Genomic DNA, 17,357 nt, shown 5'->3' on the forward strand with positions numbered 1-17,357 from the left:
ACTTTTTTTAATGAACGGAGGAACAGCAATGAAGATTTTATTCGTCGGAGACGTCGTCGGTGCACCCGGTCGACATATCCTGCAACAATTTACAGCACGCTTGAAAGCGAAATACAATCCGAACGTCATGCTTGTCAACGGTGAAAATGCAGCACACGGACGCGGCATCACGAAGTCGATTTATCATCAATTCCTCGAACTCGGATTCCACGGCATCACGATGGGGAACCATACGTTTGATAACCGTGACATCTTTGACTGGATTGACGACGCGGACCGGATCATCCGTCCTGCGAACTATCCGGAAGGCACACCAGGTCGTGGGATGATGATCGTTAAGGCAGGCAATAAAAAGATTGCCGTCATCAACGTCCAAGGAACGGTCTTCTTACCACCTCTCGGTGACCCGTTCCGTACCGTTGATGAACTGATTGCGGAAGTCGAAGGAAAAGTCGATGCGATCTTCGTTGATGTCCATGCGGAAGCAACGAGTGAAAAAATCGCGATGGGTTATCACCTCGATGGTCGTGTACAAGCTGTCGTTGGCACACATACGCACGTCCAGACAGCAGATGAGCGTGTTCTTGACGGGGGAACGGCTTATATCACGGATGTCGGGATGACAGGTCCGTTGAACGGTGTGCTCGGGATGCGTCAGGAAGATGTCCTACGAAAATTTAAGACACAGCTCCCAACGCGGTTTGAAGTTGCCGAAGGACGGGAACAACTTAATGGAGTCTTGATTCATATCGATGACACAACAAAAAGAGCAACGAAGATTGAACGGATTCATCTGACGGATCAGTCAGTATTCTTCGACTGATTGCCATTTCTGGATGGGGAGGTACACGCATGGACGTCCTGAAAGTATCAGCTAAGTCGAATCCAAACGCGGTAGCAGGTGCACTCGCGGGTGTCATTCGAGAGAGAGGTTCCGTCGAGATTCAGGCCATTGGTGCGGGAGCGCTCAATCAATCTGTCAAAGCCGTCGCCATCGCACGCGGATTCGTGGCGCCTTCTGGCATCGATTTGATTTGTATCCCAGCCTTCACAGACATTTTAATTGATGGAGAAGAAAGAACCGCCATCAAACTCATCATCGAACCACGATGATGAGTTGGACATAGGTCCTATATTTACAAGTAGACCATTTACTCGACTGGAGTAGATGGTCTTTTTGCTGCGTCTTCGAATTTTTCTCACCTTTCCACCGAGGGAGCATTGTACTACTTCCGGTAAATCGGTATCATGAGGGAGGATAGAGAGAACTATCATTTCAGGGGACAGAGAAGGAGCGAACGTCGATGTATAATCAGTTATCATGGAAAGTTGGCGGTCAGCAGGGAGAAGGGATCGAATCAACAGGCGAAATCTTTGCGATTGCCTTGAATCGACTCGGCTATTACCTGTATGGCTACCGTCACTTTTCGTCACGTATCAAGGGAGGACATACGAATAATAAGATTCGTGTCGCGACACAGGAAGTCCGGACGATTTCCGATGATCTCGATATTTTGGTCGCATTCGATCAAGAGACGATCGACGTCAACTTCCATGAATTGCGTCAAGGTGCCATCATCATCGCGGATGCGAAATTCAATCCGACGAATCCGGACGAAGCACGCGCCTCATTGTATGCGATTCCATTTACGGAGATCGCAGCTGATCTCGGTACGGCTTTGATGAAGAACATGGTCGCGATTGGTGCATCGAGTGCGATTCTCGGCATTGCACCAGAGCGTTTCCAAGCCGTCGTCGAACAGATTTTCGGACGAAAAGGTCCAGATATGGTCGAGAAGAACTTAGCAGCAATCCGTGAAGGAGCAGCAGCGTTTGAAGCTCTTGCAGGAGAGGGCGAACGGTTCGTCTTGGAACCGGCTGACGGAAAACAACGGATGTTCATGATTGGAAACGATGCAATTGCTCTTGGCGCGATTGCCGGTGGAGCGCGTCTGATGGCAGCTTACCCGATCACACCATCGTCTGAGATCATGGAATACTTAATCAAGAAATTACCGCAGTTCGGTGGAACGGTCGTCCAGACGGAAGACGAACTGGCAGCGGTCACGATGGCAATTGGTGCCAACTACGCAGGTGTCCGTGCTTTGACGGCGTCTGCTGGTCCAGGATTGTCACTAATGGCGGAAGCGATCGGATTATCCGGGATGACGGAAACACCGCTCGTCATCGTCGATACACAACGGGGTGGTCCGTCAACAGGTCTACCAACGAAACAGGAACAATCTGACTTGATGGCGATGATCTATAGTACACATGGTGAAATTCCAAAGGTCGTTTTGGCACCATCAACGGTCGAGGAAGCGTTCTACGATGCAGCAGAAGCATTTAACATCGCAGAAGAGTACCAATGTCCTGTCATTCTATTGACGGATTTGATGCTATCGCTCGGAAAACAATCGGTTGAGCCACCAGATATGTCACGCGTTGAGATCCGTCGCGGGAAGTTGATTCAGGAAGACTTACCGGAACTTGAAGGGAAAGCGTACTTCAAACGCTACGAAGTGACGGAAGATGGAATCAGCCCACGTGTCATTCCAGGCGTCAAGCACGGGATTCATCACGTGACGGGTGTTGAGCACAATGAGGAAGGGCGTCCGTCGGAAGCGACGAAGAACCGGGTCGATCAAATGACGAAACGACTTCGCAAGCTGAATACGTTCCGCTTACAGAATGCCGTTCTTGTAACGGAGCATCATGCAGAACCGGATATCTTATTCGTTGGTTTCAACTCGACACGTGGAACAATCGAAGAGATCATGCCACGACTCGAAACACAAGGGATCAAGGTCGATCACTTGCATATCCGTCAAGTCCATCCGTTCCCAAGTGAACTTGTCACGCCGCACTTAGAGCGGGCAAAACGAGTCATCGTCGTCGAGTACAATGCAACAGGACAACTGGCGAAGCTGATCCAGATGAACTGTGGACATGCATCGAAGATCGAGCATATCCTGAAATTCAATGGCGACCCGTTCTACCCGGCAGAGGTCGTCGAGCAGGTCGTAGGAGGGGTATATCATGGCAACCTTTAAAGATTTTAGAAATGATGTCAAACCAAACTGGTGTCCGGGGTGTGGAGACTTCTCGATTCAAGCAGCGATTCAGCGTGCTGTCGCAAACGTCGGTCTCGAACCAGAAGAGTTAGCATTGATTTCCGGGATTGGCTGTTCTGGTCGGATTTCCGGTTACATCAATACGTATGGCTTCCACGGCGTTCATGGACGATCTTTACCGATCGCCCAAGGTGTCAAGATGGCGAACCGCGAATTAACGGTCATCGCGTCTGGTGGCGACGGTGATGGATTCGCGATCGGCATGGGACATACGATTCATGCGTTCAAACGGAATGTCGACATGACGTACATCGTCATGGACAATCAGATTTACGGCTTGACGAAGGGACAGACGTCACCTACTTCTGCACCGGGATTTAAGACGAAGTCAACTCCAAAAGGATCGATCGAAAAGAGTGTTTCACCGGTTGAACTTGCTTTGACGGCTGGCGCGACATTCGTTGCCCAGAGCTTCTCGAATGATTTAAAAGGGTTGACGCAATTGATCGAGCAAGCGACGGCGCATAAAGGATTTGCGTTCATCAACGTCTTCAGTCCATGCGTCACATTCAACAAGGTCAATACGTACGATTGGTTCAAGCAGAACTTGACGAAGCTGTCCGATATCGAAGAATACGACCCGTCGAACTTGGATCTTGCAAAACAGACCGTTCATGCACACGATGGTCTCGTCATGGGATTGATCTATCAGGATGAAACACGTCCTGATTACCAGTCACAAATCGATGGGTACCAAGAATCCGGTCTCGCATATGCGGATCTTGAGCTAAACGAAGAAACATTCGGTAAACTAGCGGCAGAATTCATGTAAGATAGAGGAAAGATGTGTTTGGTTTTTGGGGATGCTAAACATTTGGAAGTTCGCCACATATAAATAAACGTGAGCTTCCGCGAAGGAGTCGGGGAAAGATGACGAAATTAGTAACAGCGGTAGAAGAGACGACAACGACGAAAACGATGCGTGCACTTGTCAAAGAAGAGCGCGGATTCGGTGCGGCACTGAAAGAAGTACCCGTACCCGTACCGGATCGTGGAGAAGTCTTGATTCGAGTCGAGGCAACATCAATTTGTGGGACGGACGTGCATATCTATGAGTGGGATGCGTGGGCAGCGTCACGTGTCAATCCGCCGTATGTCTTCGGTCACGAGTTCTCGGGCGAAGTCGTCGAGCTCGGGGAGGGTACAAAACGCTTGAAACTTGGTGACCGTGTCTCGGCTGAGACGCATATCGTCTGTCATCAATGTAAACAGTGTCTTCGTGGGCAATATCATATCTGTAAGAACACGAAGATCATCGGTGTCGATACACAAGGCTGTTTTGCGGAATACGTCGTCATGCCGGAAGAAAACCTCTGGGTCAACCCGGAAGATATGCCAGCGGGAATCGCTTCGATTCAAGAGCCGATGGGAAATGCTGTCCATACCGTTCTTGCGAGTGATGTCAGCGCTAAAACGGTCGCAATCGTCGGTTGTGGTCCAATTGGTTTGATGGCAGTCTCAGTCGCTAAAGCAGCCGGTGCTGCGGAAGTCGTCGCGATCGACGTCAATCCATATCGTCTCGAGCTAGCACGGACGATGGGGGCGGATGTCGTCATTGATTCACGTCATGACGATGTCTTAGAGCGGATCGAGCGTATGACCGACGGCGACGGAATCGACGTTGTCTGTGAGATGAGTGGACATCCGGCTGCGATTCGTCAAGCATTCGAAATGGTGACAGCAGGTGGAGACGTCAACATCCTCAGTCTGCCGGTCAAACCGGTCGAAATCGATTTGACGAACCACGTTGTCTTCAAAGGCGTCCGGGTTCAAGGCATCACCGGTCGGAAGATGTATGAGACATGGAGTCAGGTTTCTGCTTTCTTATCAAGTGGAAAAGTTGATGTCCGACCGTTAATTACACACACGTTGCCGCTTGAGCGGTTCGAAGAAGGATTTGAATTGATGCGTCAAGGGAAATGCGGGAAAGTCGTATTACAACCAAGGGGGACGAATTAATGGGATTTGAACACTTACGGACAGAATTAGAAGAGATGAAACAGGCGGGCACGTTCCGCAACCTTGTAGCACTCGAGAGCGCGCAACACAATCGCGTGACGATTGACGGGAAGGAACTGATCCAACTGTCGTCGAACAACTACCTCGGACTCGCAGCACATCCGCGTCTTGCTGAACAAGCAGCTGAAGCAGCGCGGACGTTTGGTGCCGGAACAGGATCGGTTCGAACGATTGCTGGAACGCTCGAGATGCACCAAGCGTTTGAGCGGGAACTCGCGACATTCAAGCATACGGAAGCGGCACTTGTTTTCCAGTCGGGATTCGCAACGAATCTCGGTGTCTTATCAGCGTTACTCGGTCCTGAAGACGTTGTTATCTCGGATGAGTTGAACCACGCTTCGATCATCGACGGAATTCGTCTGACGAAAGCGAAACGCCGGATCTATAAACACGTTGACTTAACGGATCTTGAGGCGGCATTACAAGAAACACAAGACGCACGGACGCGCCTCGTCGTCACGGACGGTGTCTTCTCGATGGATGGGAACATTGCACCACTTCCAGAAATCGTTGAATTAGCCGAGCGTTATGACGCGCTCGTCATGGTCGATGATGCGCACGCTTCAGGTGTTCTTGGGAAAGCAGGACGCGGTACGGTCAATCACTTCGGTCTTGACGGTCGTGTTGCCTTGCAAGTCGGTACACTCTCAAAAGCAATCGGAGTCCTCGGTGGATACGTTGCGTGTGAACAACACGTCAAAGATTACTTGATCCATAAAGGGCGTCCGTTCTTATTCTCGACATCACATCCACCAGCAGTCGTTGAAGCAAACCGGGAAGCACTTCGTGTCATGGAAGAAGAAACGGTCCTCTTTGATCGTCTGTGGGAAAACACGGAATTCTTCAAACAAGGATTACGGGATCTTGGATTCGATATCGGGACGTCTACGACACCGATCACACCGGTCATCGTCGGTGATGAGGCGCGTTGTCACGAATTATCCGATCGCCTCCGTCAAGAAGGTGTCTTTGCTCAAGGAATCGCCTTCCCGACCGTTGCAAAAGGAAAAGCACGTGTTCGGACGATCGTAACGGCGGAACATACACGCGAAGACTTGACGACAGCGCTTGCAGCGTTCGAAAAAGTCGGTCGTGAATTAAACTTGATCGGTTGATATCGATCACGGACGAACCAGGTCCGCATACTTTCAGGCAGCGGATCAGCGATCCGCTGCCTGAAGTGCGTCATGACGAAAGAATCAAAGTCGACCGTTTTTACTTTTGCGAGATAGGGAATAATAGATGAGGAAAGGATGTGACCTGATGAGTATGAAGAAGAAAGGGATACTGCTCTCATTTTTGATGCTGACACTACTCCTTGGGGGGTGTATTCGCATCCAGTACGATGCAACGATCCATACCGATCAGAGCGTCACCTTAAAAACGACATATGCCGCAAAGGAACATCCAGTGGCGCGTTTACTGAATCTAAATCCGAATTGGAAAGGTTATGTCAAACAGGCAGAAAAGAATGGCTATGCGGCAAAGACGTTCAAGACGAAGGATGACTACGAAGGCATCCGGATGCAGAAGACATTTGCGAACTTCAAGGACATGACGTCGATCAAAGACGAATGGAAGACGGGCATCGGTGGGATTCTCATTCCACCTGATACGAAGTTCGACATGAAAAAATCAGACGGATTTTGGTTTGATACGTATCGACTTGATACGAACATCGATCTAAGTATCGATCGCCTGAACATCAAAGGGTATCAACCGACGGGTCAAGTCAAGAAACTTGCTGATCGTTATATTCGCCAAGCCGATATCGAGATCAAGCTCCACGGTCCGAAAGTGATTGGTCTCCAAAACGGAGAAAAGATCGACTGGTCGAATTACCATGATGTGTCATGGAAATTATACGGAACGAAAGCAAACCAACTACAGTTGATTGCCTATGTACCAAATCCGACAGGCTGGATCATCACCGGTGTTGTATTATTGATCGGTGTTGGCTTATTGCTTTACTGGATCTTTCACCGTGTCCGTCGTTTGCGTCGGCAACAGTTGAAGACAATCAGTATTTCGCTCCTTGTCTGTTTGATTGTCGGAGGAGGGGCATGGTGGCTATTCGCGGAAGATACATCGAGTGCTCCACCGCCAACGCGTCAGATCGTTACGCAAGGAAAGAGTGAAATCGTACCGACGTTCCTCGTCCATGGATTGTTCGGTACAGAGCGGACGTTCGTCCCAATGATTCAGAACTTCACGAAAAAAAAAGTTGCCGATGATGGCGGTCGATGTGACGTGACTCGTTCTGGGAAAGCGACTTGTAGCGTCACACCCTCGCCAACCGGCTACCCGCTTGTCCGAATCGTCTTTGCAGACGACGAGGCGAGCCTTGCCGATCAACAAAAGTGGTTGAATGCAGCGATTGCTGCGTATGATGCGAAACAAAAAGCGACCTTTGCCGATATCCAGCTCGTCGGGCACAGCATGGGTGGTGTGGATGTCGTCGCCTATACGGTCCAAGAAGAGATGCCGTATCACGTCCGAAAAGTTGTGACGCTCGACTCACCAATCGCCGGCTCCGATTATGCAAAACTCGGGTTGACGCTCGCACCGCTTGGCACGAATACGAACAGTCCCGCCATTCGTGATCTCGCGAAGGGCTCACCAGCGATGAACAATTTAACTAAGCGGCTCGAGACGTGGCCGCGCGATGTACTCGTCTATTCGTTTGGTGCCAAAGGAGGCGATTTCAATCTGATTTCGTTAAAGAGTTCCTTTGCACTCGAGAACTACACGGATAATATCCAGACAAAATCGTATAAATATGATCACTTCACGATTCATCGCCGGGAGCCGGTCTTCCGCGAAATCCGCAATTTCCTATTTAAAGAAAATCGGGTCACGGAGGAGGAATCATCATGAAACACGTCGTCATCGTCGGCGGAGGAATTGCAGGTTTAACGGCTGCGGCTCTGATCGCACAAGAAGGCCATACTGTTACCGTCCTTGAAGGAAGTCGTGAATGGGGGGGATCAGCCGGGAAGTTCACGCGCCGGGACCTGACGTATCCGGTAGGGGCGACACTCGGAATGGGGTTTGAGCCCGGTGGTATTCACGCCCGTGTTCTTGATCATCTTGGAGTAACGCATCAGGTCGAGTCGCTCGACGTCGTCATGACGATTCGCATCGCAGGACGGACGATTCATTATTATCAGGATCGTGCTGCGTTTCTAACCGAATTGACGTCACATTTTCCGGAGCAGGCATCGTCGATTCAGGCTTTCTTTGCTGAAATCGAGCAGATTCACGAGATGATTCGTCCGCTAATGGCAGAACTTCCAGCATTACCACTTCAAGATCCAGCAGACGTCCGGCGGTTAGTCCGTCACGCGAAAAGTGTTGTTCTCTTGCCGTATTTTCCGCTGACGATTGGTCATTTGTTACGAAAACATCGACTAGCGGATACGTTATTCGCACAAGTGATCGATGGGATTTTGCTCGACAGCATGCAGACAGGGCAGGAGGCCTCAGCTTTACTAGGAGCCGTCGCCTTATCGATTTATCATGAAGGTGCCTATTATGTTCCGGGAGGCTTGTACCGACTAGCTGAGCAATTGAAAGAGACAGCAGAGGAGAGCGGGGCAACCTGTCTCCTTGGGCGAAAAGTCACGTCGATTCGAAAGACATCAGATGGATTTTTGATTGAGGATCGCCGAGGACGCTTGATGCTTGCTGATGCTGTCATCTGTGCGGTTCCTCTTGAAGGCATCCGGGAAGTCGTCAGCATGGATATGCGACGAACGTTACGACGAACGTACCGACGACAGGAAAAATTACAGCAATGGGCGACCTTTACGTATTATGCGGCGATTCCAGAGGCACTCATTTTGTCTGACGAAGCATTCCGGCAAGTTCATGATCCGTCCTTACCTTCAGGTCATGCCTTCATCTCGCTGTCCCGTCCGGATGATCGATTACGTGCACCAGTTGGTCAGCGGACGCTGACGATGTCATGCCATGTTCCGATTGGTACGTTTGATAAGACGAACCGGAAACGCTATGACGGACAAGTCGAGACGATGTCGGCGATCTTCGAAGCCATTCTCGAACAGCAGTTTCCTGGCTTCGCGCAACAGGCAATCGAACGCCATCCGGGTGGACCAGGTGCATGGGTCCGCTATACGTTCCGTCCGGATGGTGGAGTCGGTGGATATCCGCAACGTCCGAGTACGAGTCTCCTATTCGCGGCACCGTTTCGAACAGGTGTCAATCACTTCTTTGCAATCGGCGATACCATCTTTCCGGGTGCTGGGACGATCGGTGCGACGACGTCTGCGATCCATGCTGCCCGACAGTTTGGAGTCAGATTGTGAGAAATCGTCGTAAAATGATGAAAGAAGCGACGCATCTGTCGCTTTTTTCACATTTGAGGATTATGATGAGGAAGAGTCGGGAACATGATATCCATGAACAAAAAGAGAGAAGGAGTGAAGAACCATGGAGACATTCGAGCAAAAATGTCAGTCGTTCATTCAGGAACGACGACCTGAAGTCGGTCCGATTCAATTCGAGTCGGCGCGTACGTTTCTCAATGCACGCGGTTTAAGTGTCTACGAACGGATTTATCAAGGGAAAGAAGAAGTCCGATTAGCGTTCGTTGAACAGACAAATGGTCAACAACTCGTTTCATTAATGGAAAATACATTCGGCAACGGACTGGTCTATTTTGTCTCAACGGCAACCGCGACATGGGATGGCGACCGTTTTGGTGAATACACGTTTTAAGTACATAGGGAGTCCCAGTCGATGACTGGGGCTCTTTCGTGTCGAAACCTAATCCTTGTCCCGTTCGTAAGGTAAATAAGTGACTCAGTTGAAGGAGGAAACGATGTGTCATCATTTGAACAACCTAAAACATCGACACGGCGGCTTGCAACCGTTTCGTTGATTTTCATGGCGGTCGGATTCGTCGTCTCATTGCCATTTAAAGAAAATGCGTGGGTCTTTTGGCTCCAGAGTGGTTTTGAAGCCGGACTCGTCGGTGGGATTGCCGACTGGTTCGCGATCACGGCGCTGTTTCGTCACCCGCTTGGCTTAAAGATTCCCCATACGAACCTATTGCCGAAAAATCGGGAACGGGTCATCGAATCGATTGTTCATATGCTCGAGACGGACTTACTGAACAAAGAAAGTATCGTTGCGAAGCTGCAACATATGACGCTTGCAGATCGTGTCATCAAAATCTTACGTTCGATTCTGGTCTTACCTGCCTTTCGAGCAACCGTCACCGAGCTGTTGATGGGTTTGATTCGGAAACTACCGAAAGAGGCAATTCTTGAGTTTGCGAATACACGGGTGACGGAGACGATCAAAGCGTATCCGTCCAAACGGCTGGCGGTCCGGGCGATGGAATTGAATGAGGAACGTCGACTCGACGAGTGGCTGATGGATCAGTTACTCGATTACGGCCAACGTCTTCTCGAAGATCCGATCATTCGCGATCAGATTGGCCGCCTTGCTTATACGGCAATGATTGACCAAGAAAAGAATACGTTTTTGCGAGTGACGGCGCGAACCGTCCAAAAAGTCTATTCGGAAGAAAAACTCAGTCTGGTCATTCAAGGCGTCTTGTTGACGGTCATTCAAGATATGCGACACGTCCATCATCCGAATCGACTCGCGATTCTCGATCATCTGCGTCGTAACTTGGCACAGTTGTCGATTGATGAAGAGCGTCTCGCGAAAATCGATGCTTGGAAGGCAAGTGAGGTCGACCGGTTTGACTTCGTTCCGGTCATTGAACGTGCATATGACGCTGGTCTGATCGAGCTCGAACGCTATTTGACGTCAGACGCTTTCTGGACGGAACGGGCGATGCCGATGCTTTCGCGCGCTTTAGACGACTGGGAACAGCATCCGACGTTCAAGGATAGCAGTGATCAGTGGATGAAGGAGCAACTCGTGCGTTTCGTCGAACAAAATCACCAAAAAATCGGCGGACTCGTGCGCGAGAACTTGAATCGGTTCGATACCGAGACACTCATTCACATGATCGAGGATAAGGTTGGCAGTGACTTGCAATGGATCCGGGTCAACGGAGCATTGTGTGGATTCATCATCGGTTTGATCCTCGGTGCCATCAAGGTGTTCGTCGGATGAGTCGGTGGACGTATGATCTGACGTTGTCGGAAGCATTTGATTTTAAAGGAATCGTGTCTCGTTTGACGGAAGACCCGTTACAAATCGAACAGAATGGGCGACTCGTTGTTCCAATCTTCGTTGAAGAACAGGCGTATATTACGACGGTTGAAGATATCGACGGCTTCACGTTACGGATTGACGGTTCAGGACCGCAAGCAGCGGTGTTGGCACAACTCAAGCGACGCTTTCGACTCAGTGAGCCGAATCCTGCGCAGCGTCTTAAGACGACGTCATTACATGCGATTGTCGAACAGTTCGGCGACGAACGGCTCGTTCTTGATCATTCACCGTTCACGGCCTTGATTCGTTCGATCATCCATCAACAAATCAATCTGTCGTTTGCGCATACGTTGACGGAACGTGTCTTTCGGACATTCGGAACGGTCAAAGATGGAATCATCCTACCGCCGACACCGCGCCAACTAGCGGCAGCGCGTCGCGAGGACTTGCTCGCTCTGCAACTATCAGGACGTAAAGTCGATTATCTACTCGGGGTAGCAACAGCAGAGATTAATTATGAGGAATTGACGTCAGCGACTGACTCAGAAATCGCTGAGACATTGATTGCACTGAAAGGTGTCGGACCATGGACGGTTCAAAACGTCCTGATGTTCGGGTACGGTCGTCCGGATCTTTTCCCAGCATCGGACATTGGGATATTACGGGCTTTTGAACGATTACTTGGATATCGACCGACAGTAGAAGAAGCGACGCGACTGGCAGAGGAATTCGCTCCTGTTCGCAGTCACGCTGCCTATCTATTATGGCGTTCGATTGAATAAGGAACTATTCTTGTCACTCTATCGTCAGAACGGTATAATGAATGCGATAGAACGAGGAATCGTTCAGAAATGCTAAGGGAAGCGACGTGTTCGCTAACGATAGAGGGGACGAATGTGGATGTATACAGATGAACAAATCATCGAAAAAGCCAATGAAATCGCCAAAATGATTTCAGAGACACCGGAAGTAGAACGATTCAAAGCGGCAGAAGCCAACATCAATGGGAATGAAAAAGTCCAAAAGATGATGAAACAAATCAAGTTCCTTCAAAAAGAGGCAGTCAACTGCCAACATTACGGCAAAACAGAAGCACTCGCACGTGTCGAAGCGAAGCTCGATAAATTGTTCGCTGAGCTTGATGAGATGCCTGTCGTCCAACAGTTCCAAGAAACGCAAGAAGAAGTCAACGGACTTCTCCAATACATCACGGTGACGATCTCGAACGGGATTACGGATCAAATCATCGAAGCAACGGACGGAGACGTTCTTGCAGGTAAGACAGGTAGCGGCATGGAAGCAGAAAACAAAAGCGGCGGTTGCGGCTACTAATCACGAAATGAACGAAAAGCCGACGGACATCCGTCGGCTTTTTCGACGAATGAGGTGGAAGAATGGAAGCAGTACACAACACACCGATGATGAAACAATACTTCTCGATTAAGGCAGATTATCCGGACGCTTTCTTGTTTTATCGGCTCGGTGATTTTTATGAATTATTTTTTGAGGATGCCAAGAAAGTCGCCCATGAACTGGAGTTGACGTTGACGGCGAAAAACGGTAAAAACGCGGAGCATCCGATTCCGATGTGTGGCGTACCCCATCACGCGGCGAACGGCTACATCGAACAGTTGATCGAGCGTGGTTATAAAGTGGCGCTTTGTGATCAAGTCGAGGATCCGAAGTTGACGAAAGGACTCGTCAAACGCGAAGTCATCCAAGTCATCACACCGGGAACGTTGATGTCTGCGTTGACGGAAAAAGAGAATCGGTACCTAGTAGCGGTCGTCGAACAGGACGGTCGTTTTGGGATTGCCCGCGGTGATGTCTCAACAGGTGAGAGTGCCTTGACAAGCGTTGCAACACTCGATGGTGTAATCAAAGAATTAAGCATTATCTTGCCACGGGAAATCATCGTCACGACAGAGGAACATGAGACGGCACTTGCGTCCTTACGGATCCCGCTAACGCGCAGTTCACGACGCGAGACACATCCACATGGAGATCGCGCGATTGATACAGCCCAAGCGGAAGCCTTTGCTGTCCTCTATGCCTACATGCACGATACACAAAAACGAGCGTTGACACATCTGCAACCAGCCATTGTCTACGAAGCGAGCGATTTCATGCAACTCGAACCGAATACGGTCAAGAATCTTGAGCTCGTCCGCTCGGCACGGACAGGAGACAAAAAGGGTTCGTTGCTTGGTCTACTTGACGTGACAGGTACAGCGATGGGTGGACGGATGCTGAAACGCTGGCTGGAAAAACCGTTGTTATCGGAGCGAGTCATCACGGAACGGCTCGACGCTGTCGAGGAACTGTTGCAACACTATTTCGAGCGTCAGCAATTAAAAGATACGTTACGGGAAGTCTATGATCTTGAGCGACTCGTCGCAAAAGTCGGGTATGGAACAGCGTCAGCGCGTGATCTCGTTCAATTGAAGTCAACGTTGCGATTGATTCCCCGTATCCAATCAGCACTTGAAGAGATGATGAGCGAACGTCTCGGTCAACTTAGTCTCGGACTCGATCCACACGACGAATTGAGCGATCTACTCGATCGTGCGTTCGTTGAAGCCCCACCGATCTCAACGAAAGAGGGCGGGATGATCAAGTCCGGTTATTCCCCAGACCTCGACGAGTTACTTGTCGCTTCAAAAGACGGCAAGACGTGGCTTGCGACACTCGAAGCAAATGAACGAGCAGCAACCGGCATCAAGACGTTGAAGATCGGTTACAACCGTGTCTTCGGCTATTACATCGAGGTCTCGCGTGCAAATGCCAAGCTGTTGCCAGAAGGACGGTATGAACGGAAGCAGACACTCGCTAATGCTGAGCGTTATATCACACCGGAATTAAAAGAAAAAGAAGCGCTGATCCTTGGTGCGGAAGAGAAGAGTGTCACGCTCGAGTACGATCTCTTCTGTGGAGTGCGTGACGAAGTCAAAGGACATATCGAAAGCTTGCAACGCGTCAGTCGCCGGATCGCGGAACTCGACGTCCTCGTCGCACTGGCTGAGATTGCTGAGACGCATGACTATGTCCGACCAATCACGACGACCGGACGAACGGTTGATATTCAGCAAGGACGTCACCCGGTCATCGAGACAGTCTTACCGCGCGGTGAATACGTCGCGAACGGGATTACCTTAAACGAAGGACGCGAGATGCTGTTGATCACTGGACCGAACATGTCCGGTAAATCGACCTATATGCGACAGTTCGCCTTGATTGCTTTATTGCATCAAATTGGCTCGTTCGTACCAGCTGCTCAAGCGGAACTGCCGATCTTCGATCAAATCTTCACCCGGATCGGGGCAGCAGACGACCTCGTCAGTGGACAGTCGACATTCATGGTCGAGATGGTCGAGACACAAGAAGCCTTGACGCGTGCAACGGACCGGTCGTTGATCCTGCTTGATGAAATTGGTCGCGGGACCTCGACGTACGACGGGATGGCACTCGCACAAGCAATCGTTGAACACATCGCCCGGCACGTCGGGGCGAAGACGCTATTTTCGACCCATTATCATGAACTGACGGTGCTCGAAGAATCGATTGATCGATTAGCGAACGTTCATGTCCGTGCCGTTGAACAAGATGGGCGTGTCGTCTTCTTACATGAAGTACGCGACGGAAAAGCCGACCAATCGTACGGAATCCATGTCGCACGGTTAGCTGATTTACCAGATAGTCTGATCGAACGGGCGCAAGTCCTCTTGTCCGAGTTCGAGCAGTCTGAGCCTGTTCCAGTCGCAGCACCTGTCAAAGCTCCTGTCAAAGCTCCTGTCAAAGCTCCTGTTCAGGAGGAGCCGGTTGATCAACTCAGTCTGTTCTCAGAAGCGGATCCGCTGCGTGAGACGATGGCGAGTCTTGATTTAATCAACATGACGCCACTCGAAGCATTGAATACGCTGTACCGCCTACAAGCCGAAGCGAGAAAGTGAGGAGAATGCAGTGGGAATCATTCGTGAATTATCCGATAGTTTAGCGAACCGGATCGCGGCGGGAGAAGTCGTCGAACGACCAGCATCGGTCGTCAAGGAACTGGTCGAGAACGCACTTGATGCCGGTGCGACCCAAATTGATGTCGAACTCGAAGAAGCCGGAATGAAACGGATGACGATTCGCGACAACGGACATGGGTTTTACCCGGATGACGCTGAACTGGCTTTCGTTCGTCACGCGACGAGTAAGATTAAGGACGAGCATGACTTGTTCCGAATTAAGACACTTGGTTTTCGCGGAGAGGCCCTTGCCTCGATCGCATCCGTTAGTAAAGTGACGTTGAAGACGAAACGCGAGGACGCAGAAGGGATTCAAGTGACGCTTGAGTACGGGACGGTCGTTCAGCGGACACCAGCTGCGATGAACCGAGGAACGGAATTGACAGTCGAGCATCTCTTCTTCAATACACCGGCTCGGCTCAAATATTTAAAGACGACGCATACGGAGCTTGCCGCAATCACGGACGTGTTGAACCGAATGGCGTTTGCCCATCCGGACGTCAAGCTTCGGGCTACCCATGAAGGGAAGACGCTGATTCAGACGAATGGATCGGGAGACGTCCGGCAAGCACTGGCGAGTGTCTACGGTCATCAAACGATCCAAGGGACGTTGGTCGCTAAGGGAGCGAATGCCGATTATCAACTGACATGTCATCTCGTCAAACCGGAAGTGACCCGTGCCTCGAAGAATTACATCACGTTGATTCTTAATGGGCGTTCGGTCAAAAACTTCGCCCTGACGCAAGCGGTCTTGAACGGTTACCATACGCTCTTACCGATTGGACGGTATCCGATTGCCGTCATTGAGGTGACGATGGATCCACTCCTGATTGACGTCAACGTCCACCCGGCGAAACGGGAAGTTCGTCTCTCAAAAGAGATGGAGCTCTGCCAGTTGATTCAAGAGACAATCAAGATGACGCTCAGCCGAGAGACGTTGATTCCGAAGGTGACGCCACCGAAACCGAAAAAGGATCCGAGTAGTCAAGAGAAACTCGATTTTTCTTACGTCGCGGAACCGGTCGAGGAGACGTCATCGCGAGCAGTCTGGAATTATCCGATTCCGAAAAAACCGCAAGAGGACGATCGACCCTCTGTAGAGAAACCATTGCCATTTAGTAACGAGGATGATCTATTCGAGCCCATCGAACCGGTCAAGCAGGACGTTGTCGAACCGATGGAGGAATCCCACGCGCGTCCGCGCTTTCCACACCTCGACGTCATCGGACAACTTCATTCGTCCTATATCGTCTGTGCCGGAGAAGACGGGATGTATATGATTGATCAACACGCGGCGCAGGAACGGATCAAATACGAGACGTATAAAGTCATGTTCGGTCGACCACCGGAGCAACGGCAGCAATTACTCTTACCATATACGTTTGAAATCTCGTCAGATGACATGAAACGAATGGAGGAAATCCTTCCGTTGCTGAAAGACGTCGGCATTGAATTCGAAGCGTTCGGTCCACAGAGCTTCATCGTCCGAGAAGTCCCGACGTGGTTCCCGTCCCATCGCCAGGAAGAGACGATTCAAGAATTACTCGATGAGGCATTGATGAAACGGAAAATCGATCTTGAGACGTATCGGGAAGATGCCGCCATCATGATGGCATGTAAGAAATCGATCAAGGCGAATCATCCGTTGAACGATGAGATGATGCGTCGGTTGATTGATGATTTAGCGAAGACAGAGATGCCGTTCACGTGTCCACACGGACGTCCAGTCATCATTGAATGGACGACATATGAACTCGAGAAGTTATTCAAAAGGGTCATGTGATCAAGAAGAGGAGTCGATCCCATTCAGGTGTCGTCTCAGATTATAGAAAAGGGAGCTGACTCAAAAGTTAGTTTCTACAAAGAATGACGCGTCATACGCAACTTCTACAGTAAAAAGCGCATTTATGCGCTTCAGAGACAAACAAGACCCGCTTTCCTGCTTGTATAAAGCAGGAAAACTGGCTTGTGTCTCGCCTGAGGAAAGTGCGTGAAAAGACGCGTCATTCTTTTTTGGAGTCAGCCTCTTTTTCGTTCG

General features: G+C 50.2%; 14 protein-coding genes. All 14 read left to right on the forward strand.

Features of this window, described 5'->3' with window-relative positions; translation table 11 throughout:
• Window positions 1-28: 28 nt before the first annotated feature.
• Window positions 29-823 carry a TIGR00282 family metallophosphoesterase gene (locus B3S86_RS03535; RefSeq protein WP_290749171.1) on the forward strand — a complete coding sequence of 265 codons (795 nt, stop codon included), beginning with the start codon at window positions 29-31 and terminating at the stop codon, window positions 821-823.
• A 29-nt stretch (window positions 824-852) separates the two neighbouring features.
• The gene (locus B3S86_RS03540) at window positions 853-1,113 is read left to right on the forward strand and encodes a stage V sporulation protein S (RefSeq protein WP_023467705.1); all 261 of its coding nucleotides are present in this window, start codon (window positions 853-855) and stop codon (window positions 1,111-1,113) included.
• A gap of 191 nt (window positions 1,114-1,304) precedes the next feature.
• Window positions 1,305-3,053 carry a 2-oxoacid:acceptor oxidoreductase subunit alpha gene (locus B3S86_RS03545; protein WP_290749174.1) on the forward strand — a complete coding sequence of 583 codons (1,749 nt, stop codon included), beginning with the start codon at window positions 1,305-1,307 and terminating at the stop codon, window positions 3,051-3,053.
• Entirely contained in the window at window positions 3,040-3,906 is an 867-nt protein-coding gene (locus B3S86_RS03550) for a 2-oxoacid:ferredoxin oxidoreductase subunit beta (RefSeq protein WP_290749177.1), read from the forward strand. The genes B3S86_RS03545 and B3S86_RS03550 overlap by 14 nt, the downstream gene beginning before the upstream one ends.
• A gap of 98 nt (window positions 3,907-4,004) precedes the next feature.
• The gene (tdh, locus tag B3S86_RS03555) at window positions 4,005-5,093 is read left to right on the forward strand and encodes an L-threonine 3-dehydrogenase (RefSeq protein ID WP_035408847.1); all 1,089 of its coding nucleotides are present in this window, start codon (window positions 4,005-4,007) and stop codon (window positions 5,091-5,093) included.
• Complete coding sequence (locus tag B3S86_RS03560; protein WP_290749183.1) at window positions 5,093-6,268, forward strand: glycine C-acetyltransferase; 1,176 nt, start codon at window positions 5,093-5,095, stop codon at window positions 6,266-6,268. The genes tdh and B3S86_RS03560 overlap by 1 nt, the downstream gene beginning before the upstream one ends.
• Window positions 6,269-6,413: 145 nt before the next feature.
• Window positions 6,414-8,030: an alpha/beta hydrolase gene (locus B3S86_RS03565; RefSeq protein WP_035409713.1), complete on the forward strand. Its 1,617-nt coding sequence runs from the start codon at window positions 6,414-6,416 to the stop codon at window positions 8,028-8,030.
• Window positions 8,027-9,481: a phytoene desaturase family protein gene (locus tag B3S86_RS03570; protein ID WP_056060451.1), complete on the forward strand. Its 1,455-nt coding sequence runs from the start codon at window positions 8,027-8,029 to the stop codon at window positions 9,479-9,481. The genes B3S86_RS03565 and B3S86_RS03570 overlap by 4 nt, the downstream gene beginning before the upstream one ends.
• Before the next feature lie 124 nt (window positions 9,482-9,605).
• Window positions 9,606-9,893, forward strand: coding sequence for a hypothetical protein (locus B3S86_RS03575; RefSeq protein ID WP_029341204.1), 288 nt, complete (start codon window positions 9,606-9,608; stop codon window positions 9,891-9,893).
• A gap of 105 nt (window positions 9,894-9,998) precedes the next feature.
• Window positions 9,999-11,267 carry a DUF445 domain-containing protein gene (locus B3S86_RS03580; RefSeq protein ID WP_035408840.1) on the forward strand — a complete coding sequence of 423 codons (1,269 nt, stop codon included), beginning with the start codon at window positions 9,999-10,001 and terminating at the stop codon, window positions 11,265-11,267.
• A complete protein-coding gene (locus B3S86_RS03585) occupies window positions 11,264-12,091 on the forward strand; it encodes a DNA-3-methyladenine glycosylase family protein (protein ID WP_290749191.1) in 828 nt (275 codons plus the stop codon). The genes B3S86_RS03580 and B3S86_RS03585 overlap by 4 nt, the downstream gene beginning before the upstream one ends.
• Window positions 12,092-12,203: 112 nt before the next feature.
• Window positions 12,204-12,641, forward strand: a complete 438-nt coding sequence (locus tag B3S86_RS03590) for a RicAFT regulatory complex protein RicA family protein (RefSeq protein ID WP_023467714.1) — start codon at window positions 12,204-12,206, stop codon at window positions 12,639-12,641.
• A gap of 62 nt (window positions 12,642-12,703) precedes the next feature.
• Entirely contained in the window at window positions 12,704-15,259 is a 2,556-nt protein-coding gene (mutS, locus tag B3S86_RS03595; RefSeq protein WP_290749194.1) for a DNA mismatch repair protein MutS, read from the forward strand.
• Window positions 15,260-15,269: 10 nt separating this feature from the next.
• The gene (gene mutL, locus B3S86_RS03600) at window positions 15,270-17,102 is read left to right on the forward strand and encodes a DNA mismatch repair endonuclease MutL (protein ID WP_056060460.1); all 1,833 of its coding nucleotides are present in this window, start codon (window positions 15,270-15,272) and stop codon (window positions 17,100-17,102) included.
• Window positions 17,103-17,357: the final 255 nt, after the last annotated feature.

The sequence above is a fragment of the Exiguobacterium sp. UBA3968 genome, assembly GCF_002385115.1.
Taxonomy (GTDB): domain Bacteria; phylum Bacillota; class Bacilli; order Exiguobacteriales; family Exiguobacteriaceae; genus Exiguobacterium_A.